The organism is Parasaccharibacter sp. TMW 2.1888 (genome assembly GCF_023167265.1).
In the GTDB taxonomy this organism is placed as follows: domain Bacteria; phylum Pseudomonadota; class Alphaproteobacteria; order Acetobacterales; family Acetobacteraceae; genus Bombella; species Bombella apis.
This window is the reverse complement of record NZ_CP030979.1, coordinates 1,766,731-1,783,977: the sequence shown is the minus strand read 5'-3', so window position 1 is coordinate 1,783,977 and position 17,247 is coordinate 1,766,731. Positions and strand designations below refer to the sequence as shown.

Here is a 17,247-nt window from a genome sequence, read left to right as displayed (position 1 = left end):
TCCCTGCGTCCCTGAAGGCCGAAGCCTCCAGGGATGCAGACAACGCATCAGCGAAGGATCAGACCTTGACGATGCGCAGGTTCTTGGAGCTGTCGAGCAGGACGACATGCTCACCACCCTTGGCGAACTCGCCAACGGCCTTCACATCATCCTTGCTGGAAACAACCTTCGGGAACACGCCCCAGACCACGCACAGGCGGCGGGAGGTCGTCTCGTTCGTCAGGGCCACGACCGGCTCATGCGGACGCTCCCGGGAAACCAGCACGGCACTGCGGCCATTCTCCGTATGCACGGCCAGAGCGGCTGCACGGGCGTTGCGGGCCACATCAAAGGCTGACTTGGCCTGTGCACCCTGGATCGTGTGCTCGGAGGCCGGGCGCATGCGGTCCATGCGGGCACGCCATTCCGGGTCCTGCTCCACACGGGCAGTGACACGGGCCATCGTGGCCACGGCTTCCGGCCCGAAGGAACCGGCAGCACTCTCAGCGGAGAGCATGACAGCATCAGCACCATCGTAAACAGCATTGGCCACGTCGGAGACTTCCGCACGGGTCGCCACCGGGCTGCTGATCATGCTTTCCATCATCTGCGTTGCCACGATGACCGGACGTCCCTGACGACGGGCCTCGGTGATGGCACGCTTCTGGATGACCGGAACATCCTCGGCCGGCAGCTCGACACCCAGGTCACCACGGGCCACCATCAGCGCATCGGAGAGACGGATGATCTCATCGAGGCACTCAACAGCCTGCGGCTTCTCCAGCTTGGTGACGATCCATGCACGGCCCTTGACGATGTCACGGGCTTCCTGAATGTCTTCCGGACGCTGGACGAAGGACAGGGCGATCAGATCCACACCAATGGAGAGGGCGAACTGGAGATCCTTGTGGTCCTTCTCTGTCAGGGCCGGGATCGGCAGAGCAACGTCAGGAACGTTCACACCTTTGCGCTCGGAGAGCTTGCCCCCCACGAGAACTTCCGTCTCCAGCGCTTCCTTGTGCTTCTTCGTGACGCGCAGAGCCAGCTTGCCGTCATCCAGCAGGAGGCGGTGACCGACATCAACAGCGGCGATGATCTCCGGGTGCGGCAGGTTGACACGGTTGGCATCGCCGGGGGTCTTGTCCAGATCCAGCGTGAATTTCTGGCCGACCTTCAGCTGGACCGGGCCATCCTTGAACACGCCAACACGCAGCTTCGGCCCCTGGAAGTCGGCCAGGACGGCCAGAGGGCGGCCCAGCTTGGCTTCGGCCTCACGCACGGCCTTGTGGCGGGCGGCGTGCTCATCATGGGCACCGTGGGAGAAGTTCAGGCGGAAAACATTCACACCGGTCTTGGCAAGATGGAGAATCTGCTCAGCGGTTTCTGATGCCGGCCCGAGGGTCGCAACAATCCGAGTGCGGCGATGATGGATGTTGGCTGTCATAACATTCCTCGACTTTTCATTTGTTCAGTCAGGCTGAATGATTTCACCGGGTTGCACCCCCCATAACAGGCGGCGTTCGATCCACCCGTCATAGCCCCTGACTGTGACATGACACCATGATGAGCCCTGTGGACAGGCCTTGATCTTTCCGATCGCCCCCGGCTCCAGCAGGGCGACGACGGTCCGGTCCGGCTTGTCCGAACTCATCAGAGGGACGTCATGATTCTGGCCCCGTGCCATCTCCCCCGCCGGCACGTATGCCACAATGCGGGAATCAGCATGACCCGTGGTCGAAACTTTAGACGCATCCCCATCATAGGACACGGAACCGGGTATGATAAAGGAACGGCTGCCATGCAGCGTCACCTGATGTACCCAGCCCTTCTGGCCATCCTGGTCCTCCACGAGACGCCAGACGCCAAATTCCCGTTCAATCAGCACCGGATACCCACGACGGTGATACACCCAGTCGATCGGATACCGTTCACCGGGGCCGCGCCGCATATAGACACGGTCCGCCCGCATGGAGGCATAGCGGGGCAGCGGCAGTTTCGTCTCCGTGCCGACGTTGTCGGGAACAGGAGGCGGAGCTGGCTGCGTCGTCGGAGCCACAGGAGCGACCTTGTGAGGGGTGGTGCGCCCATGGTGGACACGCCCATGAGCTTTTGCCGCATGGGCTGGCTCATGCACGGCGGCGTGGTGCTTTTCATGCCGCTTACCATGATGATGGGAAGCATGAGACATAGCCTGCTCTCCCTCCGCCCCACGGGCGGGACAAGCTGCAAACAGGGCCATCACCATAATCGGTAACGCCCCCTGCACGGGCAGCCTACAGGAAAATGAAACAGGTACTCTCATCCCTTTATCCCTGCCAAGGGACAGCCATTTGGGCAAGCCGTATTCCCCCTCTCATGTCCAAAAAATCCGCTCATGTACAGCAACCCTGCCCTGCCAGAAAAGCGTGGCATGGTCACGCCACGCTTCTGTCCGCCCATGCGAACCAGAACACACTCATACCACAAATCAGGACCGACAATGAGGCATCAGGGAGTCCTGATCATGTCCCAGACCACCAGAGGCCGCCTCATGATCCTGTTTCTGGGGCAGCTGCTTTTCACGGCTTCATTCTCAGTCGATCTGACCCTGACAGGGATTGTCGGCTATCAGCTGACGCCTGACAAGACTCTGGCCACTCTCCCTTACTCCCTCATCACGCTCGTGGCCTGCCTGACAACTTTTGGAGCTTCGATCCTCATGGGCAGACTGGGGCGGAGGGCCGACTTCATACTGGGAGCAATGGCTGGAACATCCTCTTTGTCTCCGGTTCAACTCTGCTTGTGAAAGCCATCCCTTACCCGGACTGCACACCACTCCTCCCAGGAAAGAAAGGAAATGCAATAAAATCCAACCGCCTGGCAGTCTCTATTCACTCATCTTTTCCCTCATAGGACATGCTTTCATATCTCATGACCTTTCTGTACAGACTGACATCTTCCTGACCATCATCAGGGCACAAAAAAGGCCTGCATTCCTGCAGGCCTTCCCCATCATTCCCCATAATGTTCTGCAGTCTCACTCCCACTCGATCGTGCCCGGTGGCTTGGAGGTGATGTCGTAGGTGACACGGTTGATGCCACGCACCTCGTTCACGATGCGGCCGGCAACACGGTTGAGGAACTCGAAAGTGAAGGGATAGACCTCGGCGGTCATGCCGTCCGTGCTGGTGACGGCACGCAGGGCGCAGGCCTGATCGTAGGTACGGTCATCACCCATCACGCCCACTGTGCGGACAGGCAGGAGAACCGCAAAAGCCTGCCAGATCTCATCATACAGGCCAGCCTTGCGGATTTCCTCCAGATAGATGCTGTCCACCTTCCGCAGGAGGTCCAGCTTCTCCCGTGTGATGTCACCGGGGATACGGATGGCCAGTCCCGGCCCCGGGAATGGATGCCGCCCGACAATATGCTCCGGCACGCCGATCTCACGGCCCAGCGCACGGACCTCATCCTTGAAAAGTTCACGCAGCGGCTCGACCAGCTCCATGTTCATCCGTTCTGGCAGACCGCCCACATTGTGATGGGACTTGATGGTCACGGACGGCCCGCCATTGAAACTGACACTCTCGATCACATCCGGATACAGCGTGCCCTGCGCCAGGAATTGCGCCCCGCCCAGCTTGGCGGCTTCCTGCTCAAAGACTTCAATGAAGAGACGACCAATGGTCTTGCGCTTCACCTCCGGGTCCGTCACTCCGGCCAGCTCGCCAAGGAACAGGTCGGAGGCATCACGATGGACCAGACGGATGTTGAAGCGGTCACGGAAGGTCTTCACCACCTCGTCAGCCTCACCGGCACGCAGGATGCCCGGATCGACAAAAATGCAGGTCAGCTGGTCCCCGATGGCATCATGGATCAGCTTGGCCGCCACGGAGCTGTCCACCCCGCCGGAGAGACCACAGATCACCTTGCCATCACCCACCTGCTTGCGGATGCGGGCAATTTCCAGATCACGGAAACCGGCCATCGTCCACGTGCCGGAGCAGCCTGCCACGCCATGCGTGAAGTTGCGGATCAGCTCCGCCCCATGTGGCGTATGCACCACCTCCGGGTGGAACTGCACGCCATAGATGCGGCGTTCTTCATTGGCGATGATGGCAAACGGTGCCCCCTCGGAATAGGCCACAGCCCTGAAGCCCGGCGGCAGGGCCGCCACACGGTCACCGTGGCTCATCCAGACCTGCTCACGCCCACCCTGTGCCCAGAGACCGTGGAACAGCGCACATTCCTCGGCGACATCAATATAGGCACGGCCAAATTCACGGTGGTCATGGGTTTCCACACGCCCGCCCAGCGTATGGCAGAGAACCTGCTGGCCGTAGCAGATACCCAGAATGGGGCGCTTCAGCTCCAGCAGCCCTTCCGGCAGGGTCGGCGCATTGTCGTCATGCACGCTGGCCGGGCTGCCGGACAGGATGATGCCCCGCGGGTTGAACTCACGGATTTTCTCCAGCGGGGAAGTGAACGGCCAGATCTCGCAATACACCCCGCTTTCCCGCACGCGGCGGGCGATCAGCTGGGTCACCTGGCTGCCGAAATCCAGAATCAGGATACGGTCTTCATGGAGGGTTTCATCAAGCTGCTGAAGGGTGTCTGCGTTTTTCTGCGTCAAGTTCCGGGCCTCGCCTGCTGGATATGGCACAATGCTCAATTCGTGCTAGTCTCTATAGGACGATCGACCGCCAACGTCATCCTTATTCTCCACCGGTTTTTACCTTCCGGCAAAGATTTCCGCGGCGGCTCACATTACTCGAACATGCTTTTCAGGAACTGCGCAATGCGTCCCGCTTTTCTCACCTGTCTGGTCAGCCTCTGCACTCTGGGGGCCTGCTCCTCCCTTCCCGACCCGGCTTCCGACCCCTATGGCCTGTGGACGGGCAAGCTCGTTACCGAGCAGGGAATCTGCCCGACCAGGGACATATCCTCCCTTCGCATCCGTGGGCATGAGGTCGTTTTCAACCCCGGCATGAATACATCCACTCTCCGGGGCACCTATGAAAAAGGCCAGCAGCACTACCTGGCCGAACTGACCGACAAGGGAATGAACGATACCCCCTACAGGCAGACATTCAACGGCTATCCGGTTGGTACGGCCATCGGTGGGACCTACACGTCACCACGCTGCCGTGCCCATGTTTCGCTGATTCGCCGCTGAAAAACGCCGGGAACATCCCACTGGAAAATATTTAAAAAAACTTCTCCAGTGGGGTTGCACCACTGCCCCAGACCGGATAGAAGCCTCCTCAACACGGCGCACCCGTAGCTCAATTGGATAGAGCACCAGACTACGAATCTGGGGGTTAGAGGTTCGAGTCCTCTCGGGTGCACCATGTCATCATATACTCGGGTCTTCCGAGGTCTGCACCCGTAGCTCAATTGGATAGAGCACCAGACTACGAATCTGGGGGTTAGAGGTTCGAGTCCTCTCGGGTGCACCACATATCTCCTCATCCAGAATACAGGATTGAAGCGCTTCCATAGCTGCTTGGGAAGAGCGTCAGGGTGTTCCGTACTGTCTGCGGCTGCGCCCCTGTTTCCTGCGGGTTACACCTTCCCATTTTGGCTGCTGGTCTGTAATCATGCGGTCATGACTTCGACACATCCCGACCCGACATTCCAGACCCTCCTGAACAACCACCCCAACCTGTCCTACAAAGGCAGACAGGGGCTGGTCATGGATGGCACCTCTCTCACGGATATTGCCAGAGAGCACGGAACACCCTGCTGGGTCATCAGCGCCGATACGCTACGCCAGCGTGCCCATGCCCTTCAGGATGCATTCAGGGCCCGCAATCTGCCCATCCATTGCCACTTTGCCGTCAAGGCACAGGATCATCAGGCCTGCCTGACCGTTCTGGCACAATGTGGCTTCGGGGCTGATGTCGTCAGCGGTGGAGAACTGCGTCGGGCTCTTGCGGCGGGCATCAGGGCCCGTGACATCGTCTTCTCAGGAATCGGCAAGACGGATGACGAGCTGGAGCTGGCGATTCATCATCAGATCGGTCAGATCAATGTCGAAAGTGTGGAAGAACTGCACCGGCTCAACGCTCTGGCACAAAACATGCAGCAGCGGGCCCGCATCGCCTTCCGGGTCAATCCCGATATTGACGCCCAGACACACAGCAAGATCACGACAGGGCGTGCCGAAGACAAATTCGGCATTGCCCATGACGCCATCCCGGCCCTCTACCGGAAGGCACAGACAGACATGCACGGTGTGGAGCTGGTCGGTCTTGCCGTTCATCTCGGCAGCCAGATGGTGACGGCAGCTCCCTTCCGCAAAGGCTATGAGCGAATTGCCGCACTCGTCCGCACCCTGCGGGAAGATGGGCTGCATGTCAGCGACATTGACTGCGGCGGCGGCCTTGGTATCGCCTACCGGAACGAGCAGGCACCTCCCCCCGCCATGCTGGCTGATGTCATTGCCGAGACGCTGGGAGACCTGGATGTGCAGCTGCATGTCGAGCCCGGCCGCTGGCTGGCGGCACCCGCCGGGGTTCTTCTGGCCCGTGTGATCGACGTGAAGGACGCTGCCCGCCGTTTCGTCATCATTGATGCTGGCATGAATGACCTCGTCCGCCCAGCCATGTATGATTCCTGGCATGGCATCCTCCCCCTGAACGAACCGGACACCACCACCGAAGAGTGCGTAGATGTGGTCGGTCCCATCTGTGAGAGCAGCGACATCTTTGCCCGCCAGCGTTCCCTGCCCCCTTTGAAGAAAGGAGATCTGGTTGCTCTGCTGGATGCCGGAGCCTATGGCACAGTCATGAGCTCCACCTACAATTCACGCCCCCTTGCTGCGCAGGTCATGATTGAAGGCGGCCGGAAAGCCATCATCCACAGACGCCAGACACTTGAAGAGCTGCTGGCACAGGAAGCCGTCCCCGACTGGCTGGCCCGCCCCTGACCCCCGTGAAGCCCACACCCCTCCCTCCCCGGTTTGCCCACATCCAGCGGCAGGCCTACCGCCGACTCCGGCTGGAACAGTGCTGGCATCATGCCCGCTGGCCCCTGCTGCTTGCTGGCCTGTGGGGCTGTGCGGCCCTGCTTCATCTTCCACAATCCCTGCCTGACAGCCTGCACCTCCTGCTGGAAGTCTCCTCCTTCGGAAGTGTGCTGTTCTTGGCAGCCCGGCGCCTCCACCGCCTGCCCCGTCCCTCCGCTGCACAGGTGGATCAGCGTATCGCCAGCGATTCCGGGCTTGCTTTTCCGCCCTTGGCAGCCCTGACAGACCGCCCCGCTCTGCCTGAAGGCCTCTCCGAGGAAGACATACGCCGGGAAGGGCAGCTCTGGACCATCCACCGGCAACGGCTTCTGGACTCGTTCGACTCTCTCCGCCTGCGTCTTCCACGGCTCTTTCCACACTGGGCAGGCAGGCTGACAACCGCTCTTGTCGTACTCTGCCTGTTCGTCCTTGGGGGGCTGGCGGGACCACAGGCCGGGCTGAGACTGAAGGCTGGCTTCATCCCCGGCATGGATGATGACGCCGCACCGTTCCCTGCCATGCAGGCATGGATCGACCAGCCCGCCTATTCACCCGGCCCACCCATTTTCCTGACGGCACACAGTCCCGCCCTCTCACTACCGGAAGGAGCACGGCTCCACGCCGTGCTGGACGCCACATCAGGACGCCCCGCCCTGCATGGTACTGTCGAGCACAGCCAGACATCCCGGGAGAAAGGAAGCTGGCAGATTGAAGGAACCCTGCGAAAGAGCGGCACCATAAGTCTTTCTGTCCGGGGCCGCAGGCTGGGGCGCTGGCAGCTTCATGTCAGTGCCGACACACCGCCAGACATTCAATGGACCGCCAAAGCCGGTGCCATATCGCAGGACTGGTATACCAGCTTTCCATGGTCAGTCAGCCAGCCCCATGGTGTCGCTTCCCTGGAAGCCAGACTGCACCCCATCATTCCACCAGCGCACACACCGGACCCTGCTCATGGTCTGACCATTCCCCTGCCGCTGGAAAAACAGCCGACCAAAGCCACGGGCACCACCCGGCTCGACCTCTCCGACAGCCCCTTCGCCGGGCTGGAAGTTGCCGGGCAGCTCTGCGCCCGCAGCAGCTCTGGCAAAGAACGCTGCTCCAAACTCCAGACCTTCCGCCTGGGGCACCGTTCCTTTTACGATCCACTGAGCCGCGCACTGCTGGACCTGCGATTGGCTCTTGTTCTCGAGCGCACAACAGAAGCACAGGCAGCCCACCTGCTGGCCCTTCTGACAGACCTGCCTCTTCCGGCTGATCTCAGCCTGCCACTCGCCCTGCTACAGCGGCAGGCAACGACAGGCCTGCCCCTCCAGACCCTGACTGAACAGCTCTGGTTCACAGCCCTTTATGCGGAAGACCGTTCACAATCCGGGCAGGCCATTGCGGCCTCCATGCTTCATGTACGGGCCTTGCAGAACGGGATACGCCTGCATCTTCTCGCTCTCGGGCAGCATCCCGCTCCCCCGCCTCCAGCTGAACAGCAGGCGCTGCATGACGAACTGGAAAGCCTGAAAACTGCTCTGGACGGCCACATGGCCTTCATTTTCCAGAAGGCCAGCCAAAGCGGCCTCGTCATGCCCATGCCCGGTGGCCGGGGAATGCCCTGGATCCGCCTTGCCGGGCAGGTCCAGTCTGATGCGTTGGCCGGACGGACAGAACAGGCTTTGGAGCACCTGCGCAATATGGTGGAACCTGCCGAACAGCTCCGGCAGGCGACCCTGCCAGACATGCAGTCGCTGGCCGCCTCCATGCAGGCGCAGGCTGAAGCCCGTACCCAGCGCCTCGCCCTGCGGGATCTGATACGGCAGGAAACCGACCTTCTGAACCACGCCCAGAAACGTCTTACCTCAGAGCGCCCCAAAACGGATGCTCAGGACACCCAGCACAAGGATGTCTCCCAGATGTCCACAGCCGAACTGCTCAGCCAGCTTGGCATGGTTTCCGCCTCAACAGACAGTTCTTCCACAACATCACAGTTGGATCAGGAGGCCGTTCTCCTCCATGCTGATGAACGGCAAAAGGACCATGCAACCCAATATGCCCTGCGCCTTCTGGCCAGCACGCTCAACCATCGTGGGGAAACCCTGACAAAGAAAAAAATGTCCAATCTGCTAAAAGCGGAAAAAGATATGGGAGCTGTCCTGAAGAGCCTCGCCAACCGTCAGGACGAAGAAAGCGTGAAGAACATCCAGACCGTCCTGAATGATCTGTCACAGTCCCGTCATGAGATGAGCCGGAACCAGTCTGCATCCAGTCAGGAAAGCAAGGGGCATCTTGGCTTCATTCCTCCTCCTTCTGCCTCCTCATCGCCAGATGAGCAGAACGGCACCCCCTCTGCCTCCCCCGATGACGACCCGAACAGCGGGCAGGATGAGGACACACATGATGATGAGGAAAAACAGCCGGAGAATCAGGACCCGCTGGGCCGGAAACTGGATGACAGTCCGGACTCTGATGCCCACATCCCGGACCATGAACGCAACCGTGCCCATGACATCGAGCGTGAACTGCAACGTCGTGCCTCTGACCGCACCCGCCCCCAGAGTGAGCTGGATTATCTCAACCGGCTTCTTGCCCCCCTCCGTCAGTCGCACTGACCCTGTCAGATGGCGGGAGCCAGCCGGCAGAAACCCGTCATATCGGGTGGAATGGAGAAAAAGCTGAACCGTCTGACATGCCCCCTGAAGGACGACAAAACGTCTGGGAATAGGACCAGGCCCGCAAGATCATGTCAGATTAAAAAAAGAGCCAGCCATCCTATCGGGGATGCTGGCTATCAGGACTCAGACCTTTCCCCCGAAACAAAAAAGAAAGGGCAAAAATCCTATCTCAAACTACCTTAAACGCCTTTTTACGGGCCCTGAAAAACGCATTGAGAACAGTGAAAGCTGACGTTCATCGACAATCCGTCTGCTGAATGAAAGGGCCGCTCCGATCTTGTAGAGCTCACTATAAATCTGAGGGCGGGAAACACCAACCTGCACCACGATATCGTTATGGGACAGGCCCATCATGACCAGTTTTCTGATTTGCCAACTTATCAGTATGGGCACAGCATAATGCTCGCCGCCACATCTATCGGACAGACACTGTGACAAAGTGCAAAGAAAAATTCAGAAACTGTGATGCGGAATATCTTTTACCGGCAGAAAGTGAACACGGTCCGGCCATTTGCGAACATAGCCCTGCAACAGGCCATGACTCAGGCGGATACCGCATATCCACATTTCCAGTGGCGAATGCATATAAATGCCGGGGTGGCCATCTCCTGATATCCCCAAGCCAACATGGCCGCTCCATTGCGGGTCTTTCATCCCTTGCGGAAAGGACAGCTGGCTGTCTTCAGCAAGGTCAATATCAAACTCGATATGGGCTGGTGTACCCTCCCAACCTTCGGGATAATACGACACAGATGGCGCCTCACCATGCGTGGCATATTGAGCAATGCGCGGGCATGCCCTCAACACAGATACAGCAGCCTGCCTCACAATTTCCTTCTTGCTGTCAGGCACATCAAGAAACCGGAGATGCCCCATCAGATCCTGTGACAGAGATGGAGCTGTGTCAGATAGTACGTCTTGTGTGTGTGCAGGGACAGGTGGATCATTCGAACAAAACCCCAAAAATAACAGGACGAAAAAACCGCCCAGTAGCAATCCGACAATGATGCTAAGCAGTGTGGATTTTTTCTTCTTGGCATCTTTCATGACATGTACCCCCCTGTCAGCGAAATCAGGGTAGGAACGCTACCACAAAAAAGGCCGGTCTGGCCCCGTTCAGTTTCTTTAATGATCCTACCCCAAACACTTTGAACATTTTACGCCCTTCAGCATAATCCGATGGCGGCTTTTCTGCCACCTGTCCAAGCCTCTTAGGCGTCAAGCGTCCCATTAGAAGGGCCTGCACTTCATCAGGCGACAGGCAGAATTATCTTGCGATGTCTTAAAAAGTCATCTTGTTTTTCCACAGATGCATGCTGACTTGATTCCATACCATTGAAGTCTGCCTGTCCACGCCGCCGGGCTCACTTTTGCGGAAACCACGGCGTGTAAGCTCAATGCATATCCGCCAATAATGATCATCAGAGACAAACATCCCCAAACTTTTTAAACGTCTTGCAAAAGAAAAAGCTGAAATATTCCACCGTTTCTTGCTATGCAGAAGCAGAGGTACTCTACAACACCCTCTACATGCACACGAACATCCATTTCAGGCATCAGGAAAGATGAGGCGAAACGATCTGCCTCCGCCTCCCGCACCTTATCAGAATGGACGACACCCTTCCTGTGCTATTCTTTCTGTCCCCTAACAGCTGAACCGTCTGACATGCCCCCTGAAGGACGACAAAACGTCTGGGAATAGGACCAGGCCCGCAAGATCATGTCAGATTAAAAAAAGAGCCAGCATCCCATCGGGGATGCTGGCTCTTTGTACAGAAAACAGCCGCCTGTCAGCGCAGGGACGGTTTCATCCCCAGTGCCTCGGCCAGGCGTTCCAGCTGACGGGAAATGGCGCTGCCACCAGAACGCAGTCGACTGCCATGCAGGCTGAGCACCAGCTTGTCATCCTTCATGGCCAGGTGTGTTCTTTCCAGAAGAACCTCTGTCCCAGCACATAATGTATAGACCAGACGCAGCACCAGCCCGAGCTGCACGGCCGCCTCGTAGCGTCCCTTGCTCAGCAGACGGCGGGACGGCTCCAGAACGGGATCATCCCTGTTGATCTCGTACCGCACGGCCAGCACGAGGGCCAGAAAGGCCCGCGATTCATGGGAAAAACCAACACCATGACAGTACAGGACCCGTCGATAGGTCTGCTCTGCCCGATATTGCGGATGGTCATATGACCCGATATCGGAGATGGTACAGGCCAGCCGGAGCTGTGCTGCCAGAAAAGAATCTTCTACCCAGTCCAGTCCGGTCAGGAAGACAGGAGACACCCATGTGATAAGAGGCTCGGCCAAGGAGGCATTACGGCCAAGCCGCCCTGCCATCTCCCGAGCCAGAGCCTCCATAGGGTCTTCCTCAGCGACAGAGGAGGCAACCTCACGCATGTACCAGCCTTCCCGCAGACCCTCCGCACTGAAAACGACCTCCTGCGCATCCGTCTGGGCCAGCAGGGCGAGCAGAACCTGGGCTGCAAATGGCGCATCCACCATCCGCTTGCGTGGGACATTGCCGATCTTTTCCATCTGCTTGCGGCTGGCCCCGATGACCCAGCCTGCCATTTCCTCTGCCTCTGACCGGCTGAGCCGGAAGAGATGGACCATGTTCAGAGGATACTCCATACGGGCCACATGCAGGCGGGCCAGCGCCCGGAAAGCCCCACCCACCAGATAAAGCGGCTTGCCGGCCGCCGTTTCCAGCCATGAGACATCTGCCAGCGTCTTTCTGGCAATCTTGCTGGCCTCTCCCAGGTCCTCCTGCGAACGCTCCCGCAACCGGATCACTCCAAGCGGTGTCGTCCCAGCCTCGAAATAGGCCCCGTTCCTGACACGGATCAGCTCCAGCGAGCCCCCTCCAATATCGGCCACCACACCATCAGCATCCGGCAGGGCACACAGCACCCCTGCGGCGGAATAATCCGCTTCTTCCTCTCCATTCAGCACACGGAAGCGGGCTTCCGGCATGCGGGCTTTGGCCGCTTTCACAAAGTCAGCCCCATTATGGGCATCCCTCACGGCAGCCGTGGCGAGAACATCGAACGGTTCCACCTTCATGGCCTGACCAATGGCCTGATAACGGGCAAGGACCTCCAACGCGCGGTTGATGCCTTCCTCGCTCAGCATCCCTGTGGTCTCCAGCCCTGCGCCAAGACGCAGAGTGGCCTTTTCGTTGAAGATGGGAACGGGATTGCGGGCAACCCCCTCATAGACCACCATCCGCACGGAGTTGGAGCCCAGGTCCACGATTGCAGCCCGGCGGGACTCCCGTCCCCCCCACTGCGCTGCCGTATACACCATTCTTACGCCTCCTTCGCAGGCCCTTCCCCATCCTCGGAGTCCAGCCGGGGATTCGCTGGAGTGTCTGCTTCTTTAGCCGACGCAGAGGCTTTTTCCATAAAATACTCATGCGCGGAAAGGGGAGATTCGCCGGGTTCGACACGTTTCCAGCGGCCATCAGGCAGCATTACCCAGCTCTGCAACGTATCATGAACATTCACCACCATGATCTCGCCTAGGATGCGGTCATGAGACTCCGTATCCGTAATGGGCACCATGGCCTCAATGCGGCGGTCCATGTTCCGTTTCATCCAGTCAGCCGATGCAATGTACAGCTTTGCCTGGCGGGAAGGCAGCTCACACCCGTTGCCAAAGGCAAAGACACGGGCATGCTCCAGATACCGCCCCACGATGGACCGTACCTCAATCCCTTCAGAAAGACCCGGCACACCCGGCCGCAGGCTGCACATCCCCCTCACCACAATGGTGATCTTCACACCGGCCTGTGATGCCTCGTAGAGAAGCTCGATCAGCTTCCTGTCCACAAGGCTGTTCATCTTCAGCCATATCTGCCCGGGCCGTCCGGCGCTGACATGCTCCATCTCTTCCCGCACCAGCTTTTCCAGCGTCGGGCGAATGGTAAGAGGCGAAAAAGCCACCGCATGAAGCTCCGGCACCGCAGCGCCGGTAATACAGTTGAAGAGCCGGGCACAGTCATCAACCAGGACGGGATTACAGGTAAAATAGGAAATGTCCGTATAGATCTTAGCTGTATTGGGATGATAGTTGCCCGTCCCGTAATGGGCATAGGACTGGAGGTGGTCGCCTTCACGCCGTACCACCAGGATCATCTTGGCATGGGTCTTGTAAGCCGCCAGACCATACACGACCTGCACGCCTCTGGTCTCCAGTGCCCGGGCAAGACGGATATTGGCTTCTTCGTCAAACCTGGCCCGCAGCTCCACCTCTACCGTAACGGATTTACCCGCCTCAACAGCCTCGATCAGCGCATCCACGATCGGGCTGTCATGCGATGTCCGGTAGATGGACTGCTTGATGGACAGGACATCCGGATCCCGTGCTGCCTGCTGGAGGAAATGAACAACCGTATCAAAACTCTCATACGGATGATGGACGACAAGGTCAGCCTCCCGGATCGTGGCAAAATAATCGCCGTCATGCTTCAGGACACGCTGCGGAATACTGGGATGATACGGTCTGAAAAGAAGCTCCGGCCGGTCGGACACGATGAGCTGCTTGACATCGCCCACACCGACCATGGTCGGCAGATGGACAACATCATCCTTGGCCACGCCCAGCTTGCGGATAAGATGCCCGGGCAGGCGACCATCCACCTCCAGATGGATGCAGGCCCCACGCCGCCGTTCCTTCACAGCCTTCTCGAAGCTGTTCAGCAGGTCTTCAGCATCTTCTTCCAGCTCCACATCCAGGTCACGCACAAGGCGCAACATGCCTGAACGGCTGGCATGAAGCCCCGGATACAGACGTTTGGCAAAGCGGGAGATCACATCCTCCAGCAATACGAAGCGGATCGTTTCATCCTGGTCCGGCAGACGGATGAAACGAGGCAGCTGTTCTGGCAGGACAACCATGCCATCCATCATGTGATGATCCGTCTTCGGGTCCTTGAGACAGAGCACCAGCGCCTGCCCGCCACTGAAGATGAACGGCAGGGGATGGGTGGGATTCAGGGTCAGCGGCGTCAGTACAGGAAAAAGCTGGCTGTCAAAATATTTGGAAAGCCACTCCTGATCGTGATGATGGAGCTTCTCAACATTCCTGATGAGAATATTCTCGTCCCGCAGCTCCTTCAGCATGTCACCCCAGATGCGCTGCTGCTCTCCCTGGAGATGCCATGCCTGGTGCCGTACCGTTTCAAGCTGCTGGGCCAGGGTCAGCCCGTCGGGGCTTTTCTTGCCGGAACCATCCTTCAGCTGGTGCACCAGCCCAGCGACACGGACGGCGTAGAATTCATCCATGTTGCCCGCACTGATGGAGAGAAAGCGCAGCCGCTCCAGCAGGGGCGCTGCCGGATTTTCAGCTTCATCCAGAACACGCTGGTTGAAATCCAGCCAGCCAAGCTCACGATTGATGAAACGGGTCTGATGTTTCTTTGTCATGGCTTCACTCGCCATGTTTGTCTCAACAAACGCCATATTCCCTATGTTGGACATGACAGTCTCCTCACCTGGCTGGTCAGCAGGCACAATCCCGCTTCTTTATTGCTTCAATAAGACAGAGGTTCCGTCAATATGACAATTATTAAGATAGTATTTCAGCCTTGCAGGTAACAAATGCAATTGGGGCTGGACAGTTCCTGATCTGGCAGAAAATCGCCTCTTATTTCTTCCCCCGGACCAGGCAAGGCTCCATCAGTCTTCTTCTTTGAGAAGATCGACCAGCACCTCCATGGCCAGAGCACGGCTGATGGCGCTGCCCCGTTTCATGGCGGCATCATCCAGTCTGTTCACCGCCCGGACCAGTGCCTCCCCTGTCCGGGGCAGCTGACGCCAGAGCCAGTCCGTGACGGACTGTGGCACGACAAGCTGCCGCTCAGCCATGAGAGACAGCAGCAGGGTTGCCCGCAACTCATCCTCTGGCTCTTCCAGCCCCGCTGTCATGGTCGCCCTGAGCCGACTCGCAAGGTCTGGCAGATGGAAAAAACGGCGTGCCGGTGGGTGCCGGGATGCCATGAGCACCCGCCTGCCCGCCGCATGAGCACGGTTGAGCAGATGCAGCAGCGCCACTTCCTGTTTCTGCTCCAGCCCTTCCAGATGGTCGATCACGAACGGGGTCACGCCCGGCTCCAGCTTCTGCCCCGCCACCAGCAGGGCCCCATCTGCATCACAGGACAGTGCCGCAGCCTCGAACTGCACAGCCCCATTCTGCTGCGCCCAGACATGCAGCAGATGGCTTTTGCCTGTACCCGCAGGCCCCCACAGCCAGAGCCTCCCTTCCGGCCAGCGGGCCCGTGCCAGCCATGCACGCGCCGACGCATTGGACGAACCAGCAATGAACCGTTCCGCCGAGAAAGGACGGTCCTGCTGAAGATCCAACACCAGCTGTACCCGTGCGTCTGTCATCCCCGCTTCATCCGCCCCCTTGCCTCAGCCTGCCTGCCCCTGTCATCGGGGAGCAGAAGGTTTCCCATTCTTTCACAAAACCGAAATGATTTGACAGTCCTGCACATTCCGTCTTCACGCAGGATGCTCTATAAAGGCACCAGCATCAACCAGCAGGGACATCATACCCCCATGACCAAGACATCCTCCTCCCCCAGTGCCAGTTACGCCGCAGCCGGTGTGGACATCGAAGCCGGAGATGCCTTGGTCGATGCCATCAAGCCGGCGGCCAAGGCCACGACACGCCCCGGTGTCATGGGCGGGCTTGGAGGGTTCGGTGCCCTGTTCGACCCCAAGGCAGCGGGCCTGAAAGACCCCGTGCTCGTCAGCTGCACGGATGGTGTGGGCACGAAGCTCCTGCTCGCCATCGAAAGCGGCCTGCATGATGAGATCGGCATCGACCTCGTGGCCATGTGCGTCAATGACCTGATCGTGCAGGGTGCCCAGCCGCTCTTCTTCCTAGACTACATGGCAACGGGCAGCCTTTCCGTCGCCGTAGCGGAACGGATCATCAAGGGCATTGCCAACGCCTGCAAGGAAAGCGGCTGCGCCCTGGTGGGGGGTGAAACGGCTGAAATGCCGGGACTCTATGGCAAGGGCCATTACGACCTTGCAGGCTTCAGCGTTGGTGCCGTGGAACGTGATGCCATGCTGCCCGCCACCATCCATGAAGGCGACAGCCTGATCGCCCTGCCATCCTCCGGTGTCCATTCCAACGGCTTCTCCCTCGTCCGCCACATCGTGGGAGCCTCCGGCCTGAGCTGGAACGACCCTGCCCCCTTCTCCCCGAAGCAGACGCTGGCCGAAGCCTTTCTGACGCCCACACGCCTCTATGTCAGCACCGTTCTTGCCCTGCATGAGAAGAAGCTGATCAACGGCTGCGCCCATATCACCGGTGGCGGCCTGCCCGGGAACCTGCCCCGTGTCCTGCCTGAAGGGCTGGGTGTGGAAGTGGACGGGCAGAGCTGGCCGATCCCCGGCATCTTCTCATGGCTTGCCGAACAGGGACCTGTCAGCGAGGATGAAATGCTGAAGGTCTTCAACTGCGGCATCGGCATGGTGCTGGTCACCAGCGAGCCGGAGAAGGTCATGGCAGAGCTGGAACAGCGTGATGAAGAAGCCATGCTGATTGGCCGTGTCGTCCGCAGCAGCACGCCGTTCCGCCTCACCTCCCCGCTGAATCTGGGCTGAGG

Annotated in this window: 12 protein-coding genes and 2 tRNA genes; 7 read left to right on the top strand and 7 right to left on the bottom strand. The window is 59.1% G+C overall.

Translation table 11 applies throughout. The annotated features are described in order from the left end of the window. Nucleotides 1-58: 58 nt before the first annotated feature. Complete coding sequence (pyk, locus tag DTQ13_RS08065) at nt 59-1,423, bottom strand: pyruvate kinase (protein WP_154981558.1); 1,365 nt, start codon at nt 1,421-1,423, stop codon at nt 59-61. A gap of 24 nt (nt 1,424-1,447) precedes the next feature. Then, nucleotides 1,448-2,167 (bottom strand): SH3 domain-containing protein, encoded by a 720-nt coding sequence (locus tag DTQ13_RS08060; protein WP_248460526.1) that lies wholly within the window; start codon nt 2,165-2,167, stop codon nt 1,448-1,450. Nucleotides 2,168-2,482: 315 nt separating this feature from the next. On the opposite strand from DTQ13_RS08060, the gene DTQ13_RS08055 reads away from it, so the two are divergent. Next, a complete protein-coding gene (locus DTQ13_RS08055) occupies nt 2,483-2,764 on the top strand; it encodes a hypothetical protein (protein ID WP_248460524.1) in 282 nt (93 codons plus the stop codon). 231 nt (nt 2,765-2,995) lie between these two features. Here the strand turns inward: DTQ13_RS08055 and guaA are convergent, their stop codons facing one another. Beyond that, nucleotides 2,996-4,591 carry a glutamine-hydrolyzing GMP synthase gene (gene guaA, locus DTQ13_RS08050; RefSeq protein ID WP_086441507.1) on the bottom strand — a complete coding sequence of 532 codons (1,596 nt, stop codon included), beginning with the start codon at nt 4,589-4,591 and terminating at the stop codon, nt 2,996-2,998. A gap of 165 nt (nt 4,592-4,756) precedes the next feature. Between guaA and DTQ13_RS08045 the strand changes: the two genes are divergently transcribed. The 5 genes from DTQ13_RS08045 (at nt 4,757) to DTQ13_RS08025 (ending at nt 9,567) form a co-directional block, all read left to right on the top strand. Further along, complete coding sequence (locus tag DTQ13_RS08045) at nt 4,757-5,134, top strand: hypothetical protein (RefSeq protein WP_043560483.1); 378 nt, start codon at nt 4,757-4,759, stop codon at nt 5,132-5,134. 98 nt (nt 5,135-5,232) lie between these two features. Then, a tRNA-Arg gene (locus DTQ13_RS08040) sits at nt 5,233-5,309 on the top strand. 31 nt (nt 5,310-5,340) lie between these two features. Next, nucleotides 5,341-5,417, top strand: a tRNA-Arg gene (locus tag DTQ13_RS08035). Between the two features lie 149 nt (nt 5,418-5,566). Further along, nucleotides 5,567-6,889 carry a diaminopimelate decarboxylase gene (lysA, locus tag DTQ13_RS08030; protein WP_248460523.1) on the top strand — a complete coding sequence of 441 codons (1,323 nt, stop codon included), beginning with the start codon at nt 5,567-5,569 and terminating at the stop codon, nt 6,887-6,889. 5 nt (nt 6,890-6,894) lie between these two features. After that, nucleotides 6,895-9,567, top strand: coding sequence for a DUF4175 family protein (locus tag DTQ13_RS08025; RefSeq protein ID WP_248460521.1), 2,673 nt, complete (start codon nt 6,895-6,897; stop codon nt 9,565-9,567). A 516-nt stretch (nt 9,568-10,083) separates the two neighbouring features. Here DTQ13_RS08025 and DTQ13_RS08020 read toward each other — a convergent pair. The 4 genes from DTQ13_RS08020 to DTQ13_RS08005 form a co-directional block, all read right to left on the bottom strand. After that, on the bottom strand, nt 10,084-10,677 hold the full coding sequence (locus DTQ13_RS08020) for a hypothetical protein (protein WP_154981563.1): 594 nt from the start codon (nt 10,675-10,677) through the stop codon (nt 10,084-10,086). Between the two features lie 743 nt (nt 10,678-11,420). Further along, complete coding sequence (locus tag DTQ13_RS08015) at nt 11,421-12,932, bottom strand: Ppx/GppA family phosphatase (RefSeq protein WP_248460519.1); 1,512 nt, start codon at nt 12,930-12,932, stop codon at nt 11,421-11,423. A gap of 2 nt (nt 12,933-12,934) precedes the next feature. Continuing rightward, nucleotides 12,935-15,052, bottom strand: coding sequence for an RNA degradosome polyphosphate kinase (locus DTQ13_RS08010; RefSeq protein ID WP_248460517.1), 2,118 nt, complete (start codon nt 15,050-15,052; stop codon nt 12,935-12,937). Between the two features lie 252 nt (nt 15,053-15,304). After that, nucleotides 15,305-16,015 (bottom strand): DnaA ATPase domain-containing protein, encoded by a 711-nt coding sequence (locus DTQ13_RS08005; RefSeq protein ID WP_086431070.1) that lies wholly within the window; start codon nt 16,013-16,015, stop codon nt 15,305-15,307. A 171-nt stretch (nt 16,016-16,186) separates the two neighbouring features. On the opposite strand from DTQ13_RS08005, the gene purM reads away from it, so the two are divergent. Further along, a complete protein-coding gene (gene purM / locus DTQ13_RS08000) occupies nt 16,187-17,245 on the top strand; it encodes a phosphoribosylformylglycinamidine cyclo-ligase (protein ID WP_043561347.1) in 1,059 nt (352 codons plus the stop codon). Nucleotides 17,246-17,247 lie beyond the last annotated feature (2 nt).

Coding starts and splice junctions, on each gene's coding strand:
- pyk (WP_154981558.1), bottom strand. CDS start 1,423: ATGACAGCCAACATCCATCATCGCCGCACTCGGATTGTTGCGACCCTC.
- DTQ13_RS08060 (WP_248460526.1), bottom strand. CDS start 2,167: ATGTCTCATGCTTCCCATCATCATGGTAAGCGGCATGAAAAGCACCAC.
- DTQ13_RS08055 (WP_248460524.1), top strand. CDS start 2,483: ATGTCCCAGACCACCAGAGGCCGCCTCATGATCCTGTTTCTGGGGCAG.
- DTQ13_RS08045 (WP_043560483.1), top strand. CDS start 4,757: ATGCGTCCCGCTTTTCTCACCTGTCTGGTCAGCCTCTGCACTCTGGGG.
- lysA (WP_248460523.1), top strand. CDS start 5,567: ATGACTTCGACACATCCCGACCCGACATTCCAGACCCTCCTGAACAAC.
- DTQ13_RS08020 (WP_154981563.1), bottom strand. CDS start 10,677: ATGAAAGATGCCAAGAAGAAAAAATCCACACTGCTTAGCATCATTGTC.
- DTQ13_RS08015 (WP_248460519.1), bottom strand. CDS start 12,932: ATGGTGTATACGGCAGCGCAGTGGGGGGGACGGGAGTCCCGCCGGGCT.
- DTQ13_RS08010 (WP_248460517.1), bottom strand. CDS start 15,052: ATGACAAAGAAACATCAGACCCGTTTCATCAATCGTGAGCTTGGCTGG.
- DTQ13_RS08005 (WP_086431070.1), bottom strand. CDS start 16,015: ATGACAGACGCACGGGTACAGCTGGTGTTGGATCTTCAGCAGGACCGT.
- purM (WP_043561347.1), top strand. CDS start 16,187: ATGACCAAGACATCCTCCTCCCCCAGTGCCAGTTACGCCGCAGCCGGT.